Below are 13,081 nucleotides of genomic sequence, written 5' to 3'. Positions count from 1 at the left end.
GTGACTTTATAGTAACATATTTATTTTTCTTTTTCAAGAAATATTCGATTGATTTATTCATTCTTTCATGAAAAAATAATAAGTAGTATGTAATGATTAAATATGATGAATTTTTATCAAGGGGTAATTTCTAATGAACATTATAAAATTAAAAGATAGACAAGAACTAGATAAGCTAGTCCCATCGATGCCTTGGTACATTGAAAAATTTATCAATCACAAATTACAGGATCTTTCACCGTCTACTTTACTTGAATATGTTAGAGATTATGGAACATTTTTTTCTTGGTTATTAGCTGAAGGACTATCTGATGTTAAAAATATAAAAGAGGTTCCTTTAGAGCACTTAGAAAAACTACATACAGAAAGTATTGATAACTTTAGAGCTTTTTTAGCAACTAGAAAAGAGAATTCCAATGCCAAAATCACAATTACTAGAAAGCTCTCTTCTCTTCGATCCCTTTTCCATTATTTAAGTCAAATAGCAGAAGATGAGAACTTCTATCCTCTATTGAAAAGAAACGTTATGGCTAAAATTGAAATTAAAAGGATGAATAAAGCGAAAGAAATAGCAAATAAATTAGAAGGAAAATTATTACAAGAAAGTGAAATCATCGAGTTTATTGAATATGTTAAATCTGGCTATGAACAGGACATTTCAAAAAATAAACAAGCCCTATATTTTTATCAACTTAACAAAGATAGAGATGTCTGCATTATAAGCCTTATCCTCCATTCTGGCTTACGAGTTTCAGAGGTTGTCAATTTAACCTTAGATGATATTGATTTAAAAAAACAAACTGTTTATGTATATAGAAAAGGAAATCATGATGAAACTTTTAAAACTAGAGTATTTTTTAGAAATCATGCTATTAAGTATATAGAGAATTACTTGTCCAATAGAGATTCAAACTATAAAGCACTTAAGAATGAAAAAGCTTTCTTTCTTACTATTCCAAATGGGGCACAACAAGGTAAAAGAATGTCTAAACGTGCTATTCAAGAAATGGTCATTAAATATGCAAAAAAGTTCGGAAAGCCTTATTTAACTGTTCACAAACTAAGGCATTCTTTCGCAACAGATTATTATTTACAAAATGATCTATATAAAACACAAGAACAATTAGGACATGCTTCTACCGATACGACACAAATTTACGCACATTTAACAGACAAAACAATGGAAAAAGCGATTGATCGTAGAATTATTAAAAATGAAGGTAATAACAATTGACTATTTATAGTTATTATTATATAATAATTATTATAAATAAGTACCAGCTATTACATTTTGGAGAGGAGTTTTTAAAATGAATGAGAACTTAAAAGGATTATTAAACCAACAATTAGCCAACATGAATGTACTTTACACAAAACTTCATCACTATCACTGGTTTGTGAAAGGGGAGCACTTTTTTACATTACATGAGAAATTTGAAGAACTGTATAATGAGGTTACTGGTTATTCAGATGAAATTGCTGAAAATATGTTAGCATCTGGTGCTATTCCAGCCTCAAGTTTAAAAGATTACTTAACACTATCTACCATTGAAGAAGCTGCAGAGGGATTATCATCTAATGAAATGGTTCAATCTGTTATCAATGACTTCTTTCAAATCGGAGTAGAAATGAAACAAGCGATTGAATTGGCTGATCATGAGAATGCGATTAGGATAGCAGATTTACTTGAAGGAATTGTAATAAGTTTAGAAAAACATCAATGGATGTTAAATGCATACTTAGGTAAATAAGATAACTATAAATGTTTAAATGCCTATTCTGAAAAGAATAGGCATTTAAATATAAATCAACTTTTTAAAAAAATATCAATTCAACTATAATTCTTAATCTTATTTATTTTTCTCATTTCCCCGCTTAAAATTCCCTGTAAGTTTAGCTAATATAAGTTGAATTGCATAATCATCCTTACCTTCTATGTTAAATAAAAACTTTTTTGATTCTTTTTCACTTAACGTTTTGATCATTCTGTTATCCCAATAGATCATCGTTTTATTCGCTTTAGTTATCTTATAACTGAATGGGTTTTCCTTTAACCGATCTCTTTTGTCTATATTTCCCATTTTCTTCCTCTCTCTCTAAACCACCAATGTTTCATAAAGGTTATATTAAAACAGAGTGAAATCACTCTTGCTCTATATCGCTCATATTAACTTACTATCATACTAGATTTTAATTCTTCTATTTGTTTTATATGTCTTTGTTCATGAACGCCTATAAATTCCAAGTACTGATCTAAGTTTAAACGACCTAAAAAAGGATGTGACATAGAAAGATTTGACAAAAGGCTATAATCTTCAATTTGATTCAAAATCCCAATCAATTGATTTCTTGACTCACTTAATAATCTCAAAATTTCTTGTTTTGACATATATTGATCAGTTGGTTGAATATGATCAGGGGCTGCCCTTTTAATCGTTCGATCTGTTACAATCTCAAATGATTTGATCGTTGTTGGATTTTGTTTATTTTTTTGTATTACATGATTGAAACCAGCTTGAATTGCGTACTCTGTTAAATATAAATGGTGAAGTATTTGCACTATACTCCAATCGTCATTTGTCAGCTTCTGATTTATTTGTTCATCATTCAGACTCTCTACAGTTTGGATTAACTTTTTTCTAACCTCTGTTACAAATTCCATATTTCCTACACCCCATTTTTATTGTTAAATCTTTATATATATATTCTATGAGATGTATATCATAACCTGCTCAATGAAAAGCTATATTTTCATGGTTCAACAACCATTCTTTTCTCCATAATCCTCCACCATATCCTACTAACTTCCCATTACTGCCCATGACTCTATGACAAGGAACAATAATCACAATTTTGTTTTTATTATTGGCGTTCCCAATTGCTCTTACTGCTTTTTTATTCCCAATTCTTTCTCCTACAGATTTATAAGAGACTGCTTCTCCATAAGGAATATTAGTTAGTTCCTTCCATACTGTATTTTGAAATTCTGTGCCATTTAATTGTAGTTTTACATCAAATTTCGTTCTTGTCCCTGCAAAGTATTCATCCAACTGCTTAAGAGTTTCTTTTAAAACTGATGGAATTTTTAATGAAGTATGCTCATTCTCTTCCTCTACAAAATTAACTTCTATTAATTGATGATCATCACTTTTACATTGTATGAGTCCTACAGGTGAAGAATAGTACTGTATATATTCCCTAGTCATAACATGAGCTCCCTCCTTTATTTAACTATACAATACCTAAGAGGTAAAAGTTTTTAAAATATTGCTTTGTTATTTTTTCTTTCCCCAATGATTCACATATATTAATTTACTTATTTCTTCCCTTTTAGCCCATTTACTTGTTTCCAGTATTGGGGCTTCCGGATATTCATCTGTATATCCAAGAGATAACAATGCCACTGGATCTATGTGAGGTGGAATTTTCATTATTTCTCTAATATCATTTTTTTTGTAAAAACTGACCCAACCTAATGCAATTCCTTCTGCACAAGAAGCAAGCCACATATTTTGTATCGAACAAGCAACAGACATCATATCTGTTTCAGGAATAGAATTTCGGCCAAGTACATGAGTGCCTCCTCTTGTCGGATCACAGGTTACACAAATGGTAATAGGAGCTTCCTTTAATCCTTCCACTTTCAAACTTAAAAAATGATCTTGACGTTCTCCCTCATAATGAATTGCTAAAGCTCGTCTTTCTTTATCTGCTGCCCAGGCTAATTGTTTCTTTATTTTTTGTGAATGAACAATAATAAAATTCCATGGTTGCATAAATCCAACAGATGGAGCATGGTGTCCGGCTTCAATGATTCTTCCAATCACTTCTTCTGGTATGGATTTAGTTAAAAATGAACGAACATCTCTTCTCTTACGAATCACCTTATAAATTGCGTCTCTCTCTTGTTCAGAAAACATCATTTCCCCCCATAAAATGTGATTTACTATATCTTATTCAATATGATGTTCGACGAGTTACAAAACTCTTATTTAATTTATACTTTCGTCTCTTCAGCAAACGATAATATTAAATTTATTTTTAAATTAAAATTTTAATGTTTCTTTCAAATTTTTACATAATTTTTACTTAAAATCCATCATGTAGTAATAAATATGTTATACCATTAACTTATGAAAAAGATATCATAAAGGAGTGGATTACATGAGGATTGCCATTTTTACAGATACTTTTTTCCCAGATATTAACGGAGTTGCTATAACGTTAAGTAAATGGTCAAGTTATTTAGAAAAAAAAGAGATTTCTGTTCGTATCTACGCTCCAAACCATATGGGTAATAAAGATATGAACAATGAAAATATTCAAACATATTACAGCATCCCATTTTCTCTTTATCCTGAATGTAGAATTGCCTTTCCTAATCCTGTTCATATTAAAAAATCAATTCACCAATTTAACCCTACTCTAGTTCATATTGCCACACCTTTCAACATGGGTTTGTTAGGACATCATTATGCTAATAAGTACAACATTCCTATGGTTGCTTCTTATCACACAAATTTTGATCAATACTTATCTTACTATAAAATTCAATGGATGGAACCCATCTTATGGAAATATATATTGTGGTTTCATCAAGATTGTAAAAAGATTTATGTCCCATCACATTCAACAAAAAAATTATTAGAAAAGAAACAGTTGCAAAATATTGAAATTTGGTCACGCGGTATTGACACTGAAGTTTTTCACCCAATAACAAATCGAAACGAAGTATGGCAAACATATGGAATCTCTCCAGAAAAGTTTGTTATTCTATATGTAGGTAGATTAGCCATAGAAAAAGATATTGAAGTTTTAATCAATGCTTACAAATTTTTACCAAAAGAAATTAGAGATCAATGTCAGCTTGTTATTGTAGGTGAAGGCCCACTTTATAAAGAGTTAAAAGAAAAAGGAGCAGACATTTCAACTGAATCTATTACCTTCCTTGGCTTTAAACAAGGATTAGAATTAAGCGATCTTTATGCAGCAGCAGATTTATTCGCATTTCCTTCTGCAACTGAAACGTTTGGAAATGTAATACTAGAAGCAATGGCATCAGGTACACCTGTAATGGGAATAGAAGCAGGAGGTGTGAAGGAAAATATAATTCATGAAAAAACAGGATTGTTAAGCCCTGCTCATGATATGGTAAGCTTTAAAAATAATATTGAACGTATGGTTAAAGAAACAAAATTAAGATCTACTTTAACAAAAAATGCGCTTGCCTATTGCAGACAAAAATCTTGGAGTACGATTTTTGATCGTTTATTAGCTAGTTATTACGATATAGAGGAACAATCAACATTTCAACTGGATCGAATGATCCATTAGGTGAGCCCATTTTTGAAGAAAATTGATTATTTAAAGTCCCACTAATAAATTAGTGGGCGTTTTTTGTTAACAATAAATTAAACTTCTTGTGTTTTAAGTGAAGACTGTTTAAGAATATCAACATAATAATATCTAACAGTAATAATCAACAAACATCCCCCTCCTGTCAAAGGCAACCAAAAAGCAGGTATTACATTAAGACACTGCCAGATATAATCATGGCTAAAGGAACAAACACTTTAACGATTGAAATTGCAACACTAATCACTCTTCCTCTCAATTTGTCTGGAACTAATTTTTGCAACATCGTCATAACTGGGATATCCACAAAAGCAATCACGATTCCATAAGTCAAATGAATCAAGGAATAATAAATCGTATAAAACAGCTTGTATTCAAAGCTAAAAATCAGCAATGGTGCTCCCATTAAGATTATTAATATTGAACTAATAAAAGTTAATACAGTTAATAATTTGTTATATTCCATTAAACGATCATTTAACTTACTTACGACAATAGCTCCTACTAACATCCCTACAGAAATGAAGCTTCAATAACACCAAAGGAAATTGAACTTACTTCAATGACATTCGTTAATATATACGGTACTGGAACTACAACTGAAAATGTGGAAAAAAAGTTGATTAATATAAATAAAATCATCATACCTAACAAACTTTTTTGATTAAAAAGAAAGACGAATCCATCTTTCATATCGCTAAAAATTTTGATCTTCTCACTTTGTTCCTTTTTCTCTTCAACATTAAAATTAAAATTAATAAACAACTCTGACATACCTGACATCATAAAAGAAAGTGCATTAATTAGAATAAATATTTGTATGTCAATAAATGCGTACACTATACCACCTAATACTTGTCCTAAAATAAAAGAAGCCGATAAAATCATTCGAGATACAGCATTCATCTTCATTAAATTCTTTTCTAACACGATATTTGGTTTCACAGACTCAGAACAGACAGAGAATAAAGTGCCAAGTATATTTAGTATCAGTGTTACTGCATAAACCCATATCAAATTAAATTGAACAAAACTAACAATGAACAATACAAGTAATACAATTCCACTAATTAAATCTGTCCCTACAATAATCATCTTTCGATTAAAACGATCTGTTAACACTCCTGCTATTGGACCTAATAGTACAGTAGGCAAAATGGATAATACTAGGTTCGTTGCAAATGAAAGCCCAGAACCTGTTACAGTTAGAATGTATAAACTCATTGCAAATGAATATACAGATGTTCCAAATAATGAAACAAATTGACCCGAACAAAATAAAAAAAAGTTTTTTAAATCTGATTTAGGATCTCTGAACATGTTGAATAGATTACTGTACAAGTTTTTATCCCCCTTTTAAATGACAAGAAAAGTCTTAACAAAAAGTTTAATGCATGGGGATAAGACAACAGCAACAGCAAATTTTTATTATTTTTTTATTTAAAATGCCCATAGGTGGGGTTAACCCCACCTATGGGCATTTTGAGGAGATTCTCGTGGATCAATAACACCTTGAATAATAAGCATTGTAAAATTGACCAAAACCTTATCAAACTAATCCAATTATATTATTTTTAAGATTTGATCATACAGCATTTGTTTTTCCTCATATGGTATCCCTTCCGCTAATCTAGCAGCTGCAATAGGAATCTCCCATTTATGAATATCATCCGTTGAATCTCCAGATAAGAATAAATATGTTTTCAAATATTGACTATAAAACTGTTTCCTTCCAGCTTCATCAAAAAACTTCAATTGTTTTGTAAGATGTTCTGGTATAGTACCGTATTTCAACAATAGAAATGTTCGAGTTACATCTGCCATTTGATGGCCTCTACTTGCATTATTCCAATCAATTATTTTTGGGTTGGAAGGGGTCATCATTACATTATCAGGATGATAATCCCCATGACAAATCACGTTTCCACTCGGTAAATGATGAAGGTAGTTAATGATTTTTTCTTTTTGACAGTCATGAAGTAAATCCGCCCGTTGAATAAAACGTTCTAATATATCTTTTTGATCAGGTAATTCATTGCTACTAGTTTGATGAATAGAATACTGCAATTGTGCCATCTGCCTAGCCATACATTCCATTTTCATAGGTTGACTAGTCATTGTTTGCAACATTGATTTTCCTTCTATTCTCTCATATACAATGCCTTTCCTATCATTCATATCAATTATCTCTATTACAAATGGTACATTTAATCCTTTCTTTTGTACGATTCTACTTTGATTGTATTCAGCGATTATGCTCTGCTCATCTATATTAGTTTTAAATAACTTTAATACTAGATTGTCCCCGTATTCATAAATGTCTGCGGTTCTTCCATGACCTATCAATTTTTGTGTGTTTCTATCATTTTTATTCAAATTACCTCATCCAATCAGTTATTATTTAATATCAGATAGATTTCTAGGGAATTCAGTTTCATCGTGAACCTAACTTTTTCCCTATGTACATATAATTAAATACTTTTTCACCTTCAAAAATATGAATTTCATACTTACCAGGTGTTTTATCAGAATAAATAATTGATTCATCAAATATAGGATCATAATTCAGTTTATTGATCTCTTCTTTAATATTTTTTATTTGAAAGTATTTTCTAAAAGGCTCTTCGATTGTATTATTTTGAACGTGAAAGTTGCTATAGTATATATATGATCCTACTAAATAACTTTTATTTTTCAAATAATGTTGGATTTCTTTCAGTAAAAACGATTCATGATTACTATTATAGGTTGAAGTACCTGTATCGATTAAATAATCTATAGATTTATTTTTGATCGGTATGTTTAAAAAATCTGAACAAATAAATAGGATGTTTTTCCTTATATCATAAGTTTCTAGAATACTCTTTAATACCTGATGTCTTTCATAATCGTGATCAACTGCAATATATAGTGTTTTATTCGGAAGTGAATCATATATATGTCTTAGTGAAAAACCTAATCCAGTTCCTAAATGTAACATTGTTTTGTTTTCAAGATCATCCATATCTATTTTTTTAAAGGTTAAATCAATCGTTTTAAACAAATTATTAATAAATTTGTCATCTGTTTCTTTAATATAGTCAGTTAAAAAATGGTTGAAATTATCCATAACTTGATCTTGTTTTTGGAGATGGTTGGAATGTTCAACTGTGTCAGAGCTAAACAGTATGCCATCTTTAATAATATATTGTTCTTCACATTCACAATGCAACGTGCCATTTAATATTTGATTGGATTGTATATCTCCATTCGATATACTTAATTCTGTGCAACACTTCTTACATTCAAAAAGAGATAACGCTGAAAAGGGTATACCGATTGGTATATAATTATGGTCTTCTGAATGATGTAACCTTATCATTTCATTCTTTAGTTTTTGCTTTGCCTTCTGATATTGATTGATTTTTTTCTCAATTTCATATTTTCCCTCAAACAATCTCTTATAGTATTGATTATTTTGTAATGCTGAAAGTTTACCTAATCTTTTAAATTGAAAAATCTTTTTGATTTCATTTAAAGTAAATTCTAAGTCTTTCAAATAGATTATATCTTGAATATCCTCATAACATTTGTTATCAAACTGATATTGTCCTGTTCTTTTTTCAGGAATGATCAACCCTATATCCATATAATGTCTTACTGTATCAATGCTGACATTATTGTTTTTAGCGAATTCTCCTATTTTCACAATATATCACCTTGGAATCGTATTTTCATCTATTATATCACTCATATACTTTACTGATGTACACATAAAATTTCTATTACTTATATGATATATATTTTTGTTTTTTGAATATTTATTTGAAATGATTCTGAGAAAAGAAAAACCAGGAAATAAAATTTCCTGGTTTTAGTACTCCTCTTATCTTTAATCATTTATTTCTAAAAATAAAGAAGCCCCCATTCCTCCACCTACACAAAGGGAGGCAATCCCTTTTTTCAATTCTCGCCTTTTTAATTCATGTACAAGACTTGTAACGATTCTTGCACCGGTACAACCAATAGGATGTCCTAAACTAATACCACTGCCATTTACATTTGTTCTATTTCGATCTAATCCTAGTTCTTTTTCAACAGTTAGATATTGAGCTGCAAATGCTTCGTTAATTTCAATGAGATCTGCTTCCTCTAAAGACCAATCTACTTTTGCTAAGCCTTTCTGAATTGCAGGTACTGGTCCACGACCCATCAGTTTTGGATCTACTCCAGCTATTTGAAACCCAACAACTCTTGCTAGTGGAGTTAATCCTCTTTCTGAAGCGAGTTCTTCATCCATTAGTACGAGAGCCGCTGCTCCATCATTTAATCCTGACGAATTACCTGCGGTTACGGTTCCATTATCACGAAAAGCTGGTTTTAATTTCATTAGATTTTCTATCGTAATACCTTCACGAGGGTGCTCATCTTTTGAAACTATCGTTTCACGTTTTCGACTCTTGACCTTAATAGGTATAATCTGCGAATCAAAATACCCATTATTTATTGCATGTAGTGCTCTTTGATGACTGAGCAATGATATTTCATCTTGTTCTTCACGTGTTATGTTATGCAAATCTGCTAAATTTTCTGCTGTTTCACCCATCATAATATGATGAATAGGGTCCTCTAATATTTCCCAAACACTATCTGATATTTGCCCATGTTGTAATCTTTTCCCCCATCTATGTTCATGGAGTACATATGGACTTGAGCTCATTGCTTCTACTCCACCAGCGACAACAGTATCTGATAACCCAGTTTGAATTTGTAAAGCAGCCGAAATGATAGCTTGCATTCCAGATGAGCATTGACGTTGGATGGTATAACCCGTAGTTGTGTCTGGAAATCCTGCTATTAAACTAGCAGTTCTAGCAATATTGGGCATATCGGTTCTTTGAATACAATGACCTAAAATAATTTCATTTACATCTTCCTTATCAAGGTTGCTTCTTTTAACCGCTTCCTGTAATACAGGTACTACTAAATCTATAGGACTCAGATCTTTAAATGCACCCCCAAATGTTCCAATAGGTGTTCGTACAGCTGAAACAATGACTACATTTCTCATATTTCTCCTCCCAAAGGTTATGATAGCTTATTGATTAAGTAAAGTTTCCTCTATGATTAAATTAGGTTCTGTTGCAGCCTGGATCTCAGATATAGTACTACCATCTAAAATTTCTACAAGTTTTAATCCATTATCCGTCACATCAAGTACTGCACGCTCTGTAATGATTCTATCCACTACACCTTTACCTGTAAGGGGGAGAGCACATTTATTTACAATTTTATGTTTGCCATTTTTACTAAGATGCTCCATAATCACAATGATTCTTTTTGCACCATGAATTAAGTCCATTGCTCCTCCCATTCCTTTAATCATCTTTCCAGGAATCATCCAGTTTGCTAAATCTCCATTTTTAGAGACCTCCATACCCCCAAGAATAGCGATATCAATATGTCCGCCTCGAATCATTCCGAAAGATTCCGCACTATCAAAAAAAGCAGCACCTTGAATTGCTGTTACCGTTTCTTTTCCAGCGTTGATAAGATCAGGATCAAGTTCATCTTCGGTTGGAAACGGACCAATTCCCAATAATCCGTTTTCGGATTGAAGAACAACCTGCTTATCTTTTTGCAAATAATTTGCAACCAAAGTAGGCATACCAATTCCTAAGTTTACATAGAAACCGCTTTCAATTTCTTGCTCTGCTCTTCTCGCAATGGTCTCACGAATAAGATGTTTATCAGACATGTTCTTCTCTCCTTTATATTTGTTTAATCGTTTTTCTTTCAATCCGTTTTTCTTGATGACCCACAATTATATTTTGCACATAAACACCCGGTGTGTGAATTTGATCAGATTCAATTTGTCCTATTTCTACTAATTCTTCTACTTCAGCAATGGTTATTTTACCTGCTGCAGCGATCATGGGATTAAAGTTTCTAGCCGTTTTATTATAAACTAAGTTCCCCATTTTATCACCTTTTATGGCTCTAATTAAACTGTAGTCTGCGGTTAAAGCGGTCTCTAACAAATATTCTTTTCCATCAAATTCTTTTATTTCCTTACTTTCAGCTATAGATGTCCCAACTCCAGCTGGTGTATAAAAAGCTGGAATCCCTGCTCCACCTGCACGAATTCGTTCCGCTAACGTACCCTGAGGAATAAGTTCAATTTCTATTTCTCCAGCTAATACTTGGCGTTCAAATTCTTTGTTTTCTCCCACGTATGAACCTACCATTTTTTTAATCTGTTTATTTTTCAAAAGCAGTCCTAATCCCCAATCATCAACACCACAATTGTTAGATATTATGGTTAGATCTTTCACTCCTGTTTCAACTAAAGCTAATAATAAATTTTCAGGAATCCCAACTAATCCAAATCCACCTACCATTAGTGTTGAACCATCTTGAATGTTCTTAACTGCATCTTGAAAAGAAGAGTGTATTTGCTTCATTTCATTTGACCTCCTTAGATATCCTCATAAACTTCTTGTAAGAAAATGACTAACTTTATAGCAGATTACATAAATAAGATATGGTTTGTAAAAAAGATTATTCCGGATAAATTTGAACATGATTATTTCGTAAAATATGAGATTACGATACATATACAAACTATTGTTGATTTTTAAAACCCTGTTTTCATTATTATAATTGAAAATTCTACATTTCGAAATATTTATCTCTCTCTACCTTACAAACCCTTAGTGAGAAATTTTTATACCAATCTGTTTTACCTTTATCTTGTGCTATTTTGTGTGCCGAGTTTTCCTTCCATAATTGAATTGCATCTAAAGAATCCCAATAGGATACGGTGATGCCCAAACCCTCATCACGTGCACTTTCTACACCTAAAAACCCCTGTTGTTGAGATGCTAATTCTACCATTTTGTCTGCCATTTTATTATAACCATTGTCACCAACTGTTCGCTGGGAAGAAAAGATTACTGCATAATATGGCGGATGAGGTGTTTTGGCGATTCCACTCATGTATACCCCCCCTAAGTCAGTTTTATTTATTAACCTATCCATCTTATAATTGAAAACTATTTATGCCTTTACTATTTTATTATGTAGTTTAAATATTTATTAAAAGTGGAATAAGCTGCTGATTGAGATTCTCATTTTACTTCATCAAGTATAACACAATCATTTCCAATCATCTTTATAAGTTCCACCTATCTAACTTTAGCTAAATAGAATTATTATTTTAATATGAAAAATTATAAATTTATAGTAATTTCTCCATTGCCTTCACATCAACAAACTTCCCATCTAATAGTCCTTGTTTTTTAAAAATACCAACTTCTCTATATCCCATTTTTGAATAAAGACTTTGACCTAGTTTGTTGAAAGGAAATGTAAAAAGCAATAGTTTATAAAAATCAAATTGTTTTGCCTTCAATTCTAGCTCTGTTAATAGTATTTTCCCAATGCCCTTTCCACGATATGCACGCTCAATATATATTGCGATCTCCCCTACTCCATTATATACACACCTATTATTATATGGGTTAATTGATGCCCAACCAAGAATCTGTTCATTCTTTTCTAGTACTAATACTACATATTTTTCTTCTCGGTTTTTAAACCAATTGTTTATATACTCCATATTTTTGACTTCTGTTTCAAGGGTTGCAATACGATCTTCAATCCCCTGATTGTATATGTTTAATATAGATATTAGATCTGTTAATTCAGCTAATCTTGCTTTCATGTGTAAATCTCCTTTCAAAAC

The 13,081-nt window shown here is 31.3% G+C and carries 16 protein-coding genes; 3 read left to right on the top strand and 13 right to left on the bottom strand.

The window, feature by feature from the left end:
• Positions 1–133 precede the first annotated feature (133 nt).
• Together xerS and ERL59_RS00665 are read left to right on the top strand one after the other, a co-directional pair.
• Positions 134–1,234, top strand: coding sequence for a tyrosine recombinase XerS (gene xerS, locus ERL59_RS00670; RefSeq protein WP_160643452.1), 1,101 nt, complete (start codon positions 134–136; stop codon positions 1,232–1,234).
• Positions 1,235–1,310: 76 nt separating this feature from the next.
• The gene (locus tag ERL59_RS00665) at positions 1,311–1,751 is read left to right on the top strand and encodes a Dps family protein (RefSeq protein WP_160643449.1); all 441 of its coding nucleotides are present in this window, start codon (positions 1,311–1,313) and stop codon (positions 1,749–1,751) included.
• Positions 1,752–1,850: 99 nt separating this feature from the next.
• Here ERL59_RS00665 and ERL59_RS00660 read toward each other — a convergent pair whose 3' ends face one another.
• The 4 genes from ERL59_RS00660 to bluB all read right to left on the bottom strand — a co-directional run bounded on the left by ERL59_RS00660 (position 1,851) and on the right by bluB (position 3,920).
• Positions 1,851–2,081 carry a hypothetical protein gene (locus ERL59_RS00660; RefSeq protein ID WP_160643447.1) on the bottom strand — a complete coding sequence of 77 codons (231 nt, stop codon included), beginning with the start codon at positions 2,079–2,081 and terminating at the stop codon, positions 1,851–1,853.
• An 86-nt stretch (positions 2,082–2,167) separates the two neighbouring features.
• Positions 2,168–2,662, bottom strand: coding sequence for a DinB family protein (locus ERL59_RS00655; RefSeq protein WP_160643445.1), 495 nt, complete (start codon positions 2,660–2,662; stop codon positions 2,168–2,170).
• 70 nt (positions 2,663–2,732) lie between these two features.
• Positions 2,733–3,206 carry a methylated-DNA--[protein]-cysteine S-methyltransferase gene (locus ERL59_RS00650; protein WP_160643442.1) on the bottom strand — a complete coding sequence of 158 codons (474 nt, stop codon included), beginning with the start codon at positions 3,204–3,206 and terminating at the stop codon, positions 2,733–2,735.
• Positions 3,207–3,275: 69 nt separating this feature from the next.
• Positions 3,276–3,920, bottom strand: a complete 645-nt coding sequence (gene bluB, locus ERL59_RS00645) for a 5,6-dimethylbenzimidazole synthase (protein WP_160643440.1) — start codon at positions 3,918–3,920, stop codon at positions 3,276–3,278.
• Between the two features lie 244 nt (positions 3,921–4,164).
• Between bluB and ERL59_RS00640 the strand changes: the two genes are divergently transcribed.
• Positions 4,165–5,334: a glycosyltransferase family 4 protein gene (locus ERL59_RS00640; RefSeq protein WP_160643438.1), complete on the top strand. Its 1,170-nt coding sequence runs from the start codon at positions 4,165–4,167 to the stop codon at positions 5,332–5,334.
• Between the two features lie 190 nt (positions 5,335–5,524).
• Here ERL59_RS00640 and ERL59_RS00635 read toward each other — a convergent pair whose 3' ends face one another.
• The 9 genes from ERL59_RS00635 to ERL59_RS00595 form a co-directional block, all read right to left on the bottom strand.
• Positions 5,525–5,866 carry an MFS transporter gene (locus ERL59_RS00635; protein ID WP_160643436.1) on the bottom strand — a complete coding sequence of 114 codons (342 nt, stop codon included), beginning with the start codon at positions 5,864–5,866 and terminating at the stop codon, positions 5,525–5,527.
• A gap of 2 nt (positions 5,867–5,868) precedes the next feature.
• Positions 5,869–6,696, bottom strand: a complete 828-nt coding sequence (locus ERL59_RS00630) for an MFS transporter (RefSeq protein WP_160643434.1) — start codon at positions 6,694–6,696, stop codon at positions 5,869–5,871.
• Positions 6,697–6,918: 222 nt separating this feature from the next.
• On the bottom strand, positions 6,919–7,731 hold the full coding sequence (locus tag ERL59_RS00625; RefSeq protein ID WP_160643432.1) for a phosphotransferase family protein: 813 nt from the start codon (positions 7,729–7,731) through the stop codon (positions 6,919–6,921).
• 58 nt (positions 7,732–7,789) lie between these two features.
• A complete protein-coding gene (locus tag ERL59_RS00620; protein WP_160643429.1) occupies positions 7,790–9,043 on the bottom strand; it encodes a MerR family transcriptional regulator in 1,254 nt (417 codons plus the stop codon).
• A 183-nt stretch (positions 9,044–9,226) separates the two neighbouring features.
• Positions 9,227–10,405, bottom strand: coding sequence for a thiolase family protein (locus ERL59_RS00615; RefSeq protein ID WP_160643427.1), 1,179 nt, complete (start codon positions 10,403–10,405; stop codon positions 9,227–9,229).
• 27 nt (positions 10,406–10,432) lie between these two features.
• On the bottom strand, positions 10,433–11,092 hold the full coding sequence (locus tag ERL59_RS00610) for a 3-oxoacid CoA-transferase subunit B (protein ID WP_160643426.1): 660 nt from the start codon (positions 11,090–11,092) through the stop codon (positions 10,433–10,435).
• A gap of 13 nt (positions 11,093–11,105) precedes the next feature.
• A complete protein-coding gene (locus ERL59_RS00605) occupies positions 11,106–11,798 on the bottom strand; it encodes a CoA transferase subunit A (RefSeq protein WP_160643424.1) in 693 nt (230 codons plus the stop codon).
• Between the two features lie 208 nt (positions 11,799–12,006).
• Positions 12,007–12,333, bottom strand: a complete 327-nt coding sequence (locus ERL59_RS00600) for an antibiotic biosynthesis monooxygenase family protein (protein ID WP_160643422.1) — start codon at positions 12,331–12,333, stop codon at positions 12,007–12,009.
• Between the two features lie 241 nt (positions 12,334–12,574).
• Positions 12,575–13,060: an arsinothricin resistance N-acetyltransferase ArsN1 family A gene (locus tag ERL59_RS00595; RefSeq protein ID WP_160643420.1), complete on the bottom strand. Its 486-nt coding sequence runs from the start codon at positions 13,058–13,060 to the stop codon at positions 12,575–12,577.
• Between the last annotated feature and the right edge of the window lie 21 nt (positions 13,061–13,081).

Source organism: Chengkuizengella marina, from assembly GCF_009910845.1.
Taxonomy (GTDB): Bacteria; Bacillota; Bacilli; order Paenibacillales; family KCTC-33759; genus Chengkuizengella; species Chengkuizengella marina.
This window is presented reverse-complemented; position numbering and strand designations above follow the sequence as displayed.

Excerpts from the sequence above, each read along its gene's own strand:
- xerS (WP_160643452.1), top strand. The coding sequence starts at position 134 with ATGAACATTATAAAATTAAAAGATAGACAAGAACTAGATAAGCTAGTC.
- ERL59_RS00665 (WP_160643449.1), top strand. The coding sequence starts at position 1,311 with ATGAATGAGAACTTAAAAGGATTATTAAACCAACAATTAGCCAACATG.
- ERL59_RS00660 (WP_160643447.1), bottom strand. The coding sequence starts at position 2,081 with ATGGGAAATATAGACAAAAGAGATCGGTTAAAGGAAAACCCATTCAGT.
- ERL59_RS00655 (WP_160643445.1), bottom strand. The coding sequence starts at position 2,662 with ATGGAATTTGTAACAGAGGTTAGAAAAAAGTTAATCCAAACTGTAGAG.
- ERL59_RS00650 (WP_160643442.1), bottom strand. The coding sequence starts at position 3,206 with ATGACTAGGGAATATATACAGTACTATTCTTCACCTGTAGGACTCATA.
- bluB (WP_160643440.1), bottom strand. The coding sequence starts at position 3,920 with ATGTTTTCTGAACAAGAGAGAGACGCAATTTATAAGGTGATTCGTAAG.
- ERL59_RS00640 (WP_160643438.1), top strand. The coding sequence starts at position 4,165 with ATGAGGATTGCCATTTTTACAGATACTTTTTTCCCAGATATTAACGGA.
- ERL59_RS00635 (WP_160643436.1), bottom strand. The coding sequence starts at position 5,866 with ATGTTAGTAGGAGCTATTGTCGTAAGTAAGTTAAATGATCGTTTAATG.
- ERL59_RS00615 (WP_160643427.1), bottom strand. The coding sequence starts at position 10,405 with ATGAGAAATGTAGTCATTGTTTCAGCTGTACGAACACCTATTGGAACA.
- ERL59_RS00610 (WP_160643426.1), bottom strand. The coding sequence starts at position 11,092 with ATGTCTGATAAACATCTTATTCGTGAGACCATTGCGAGAAGAGCAGAG.
- ERL59_RS00605 (WP_160643424.1), bottom strand. The coding sequence starts at position 11,798 with ATGAAGCAAATACACTCTTCTTTTCAAGATGCAGTTAAGAACATTCAA.
- ERL59_RS00600 (WP_160643422.1), bottom strand. The coding sequence starts at position 12,333 with ATGAGTGGAATCGCCAAAACACCTCATCCGCCATATTATGCAGTAATC.
- ERL59_RS00595 (WP_160643420.1), bottom strand. The coding sequence starts at position 13,060 with ATGAAAGCAAGATTAGCTGAATTAACAGATCTAATATCTATATTAAAC.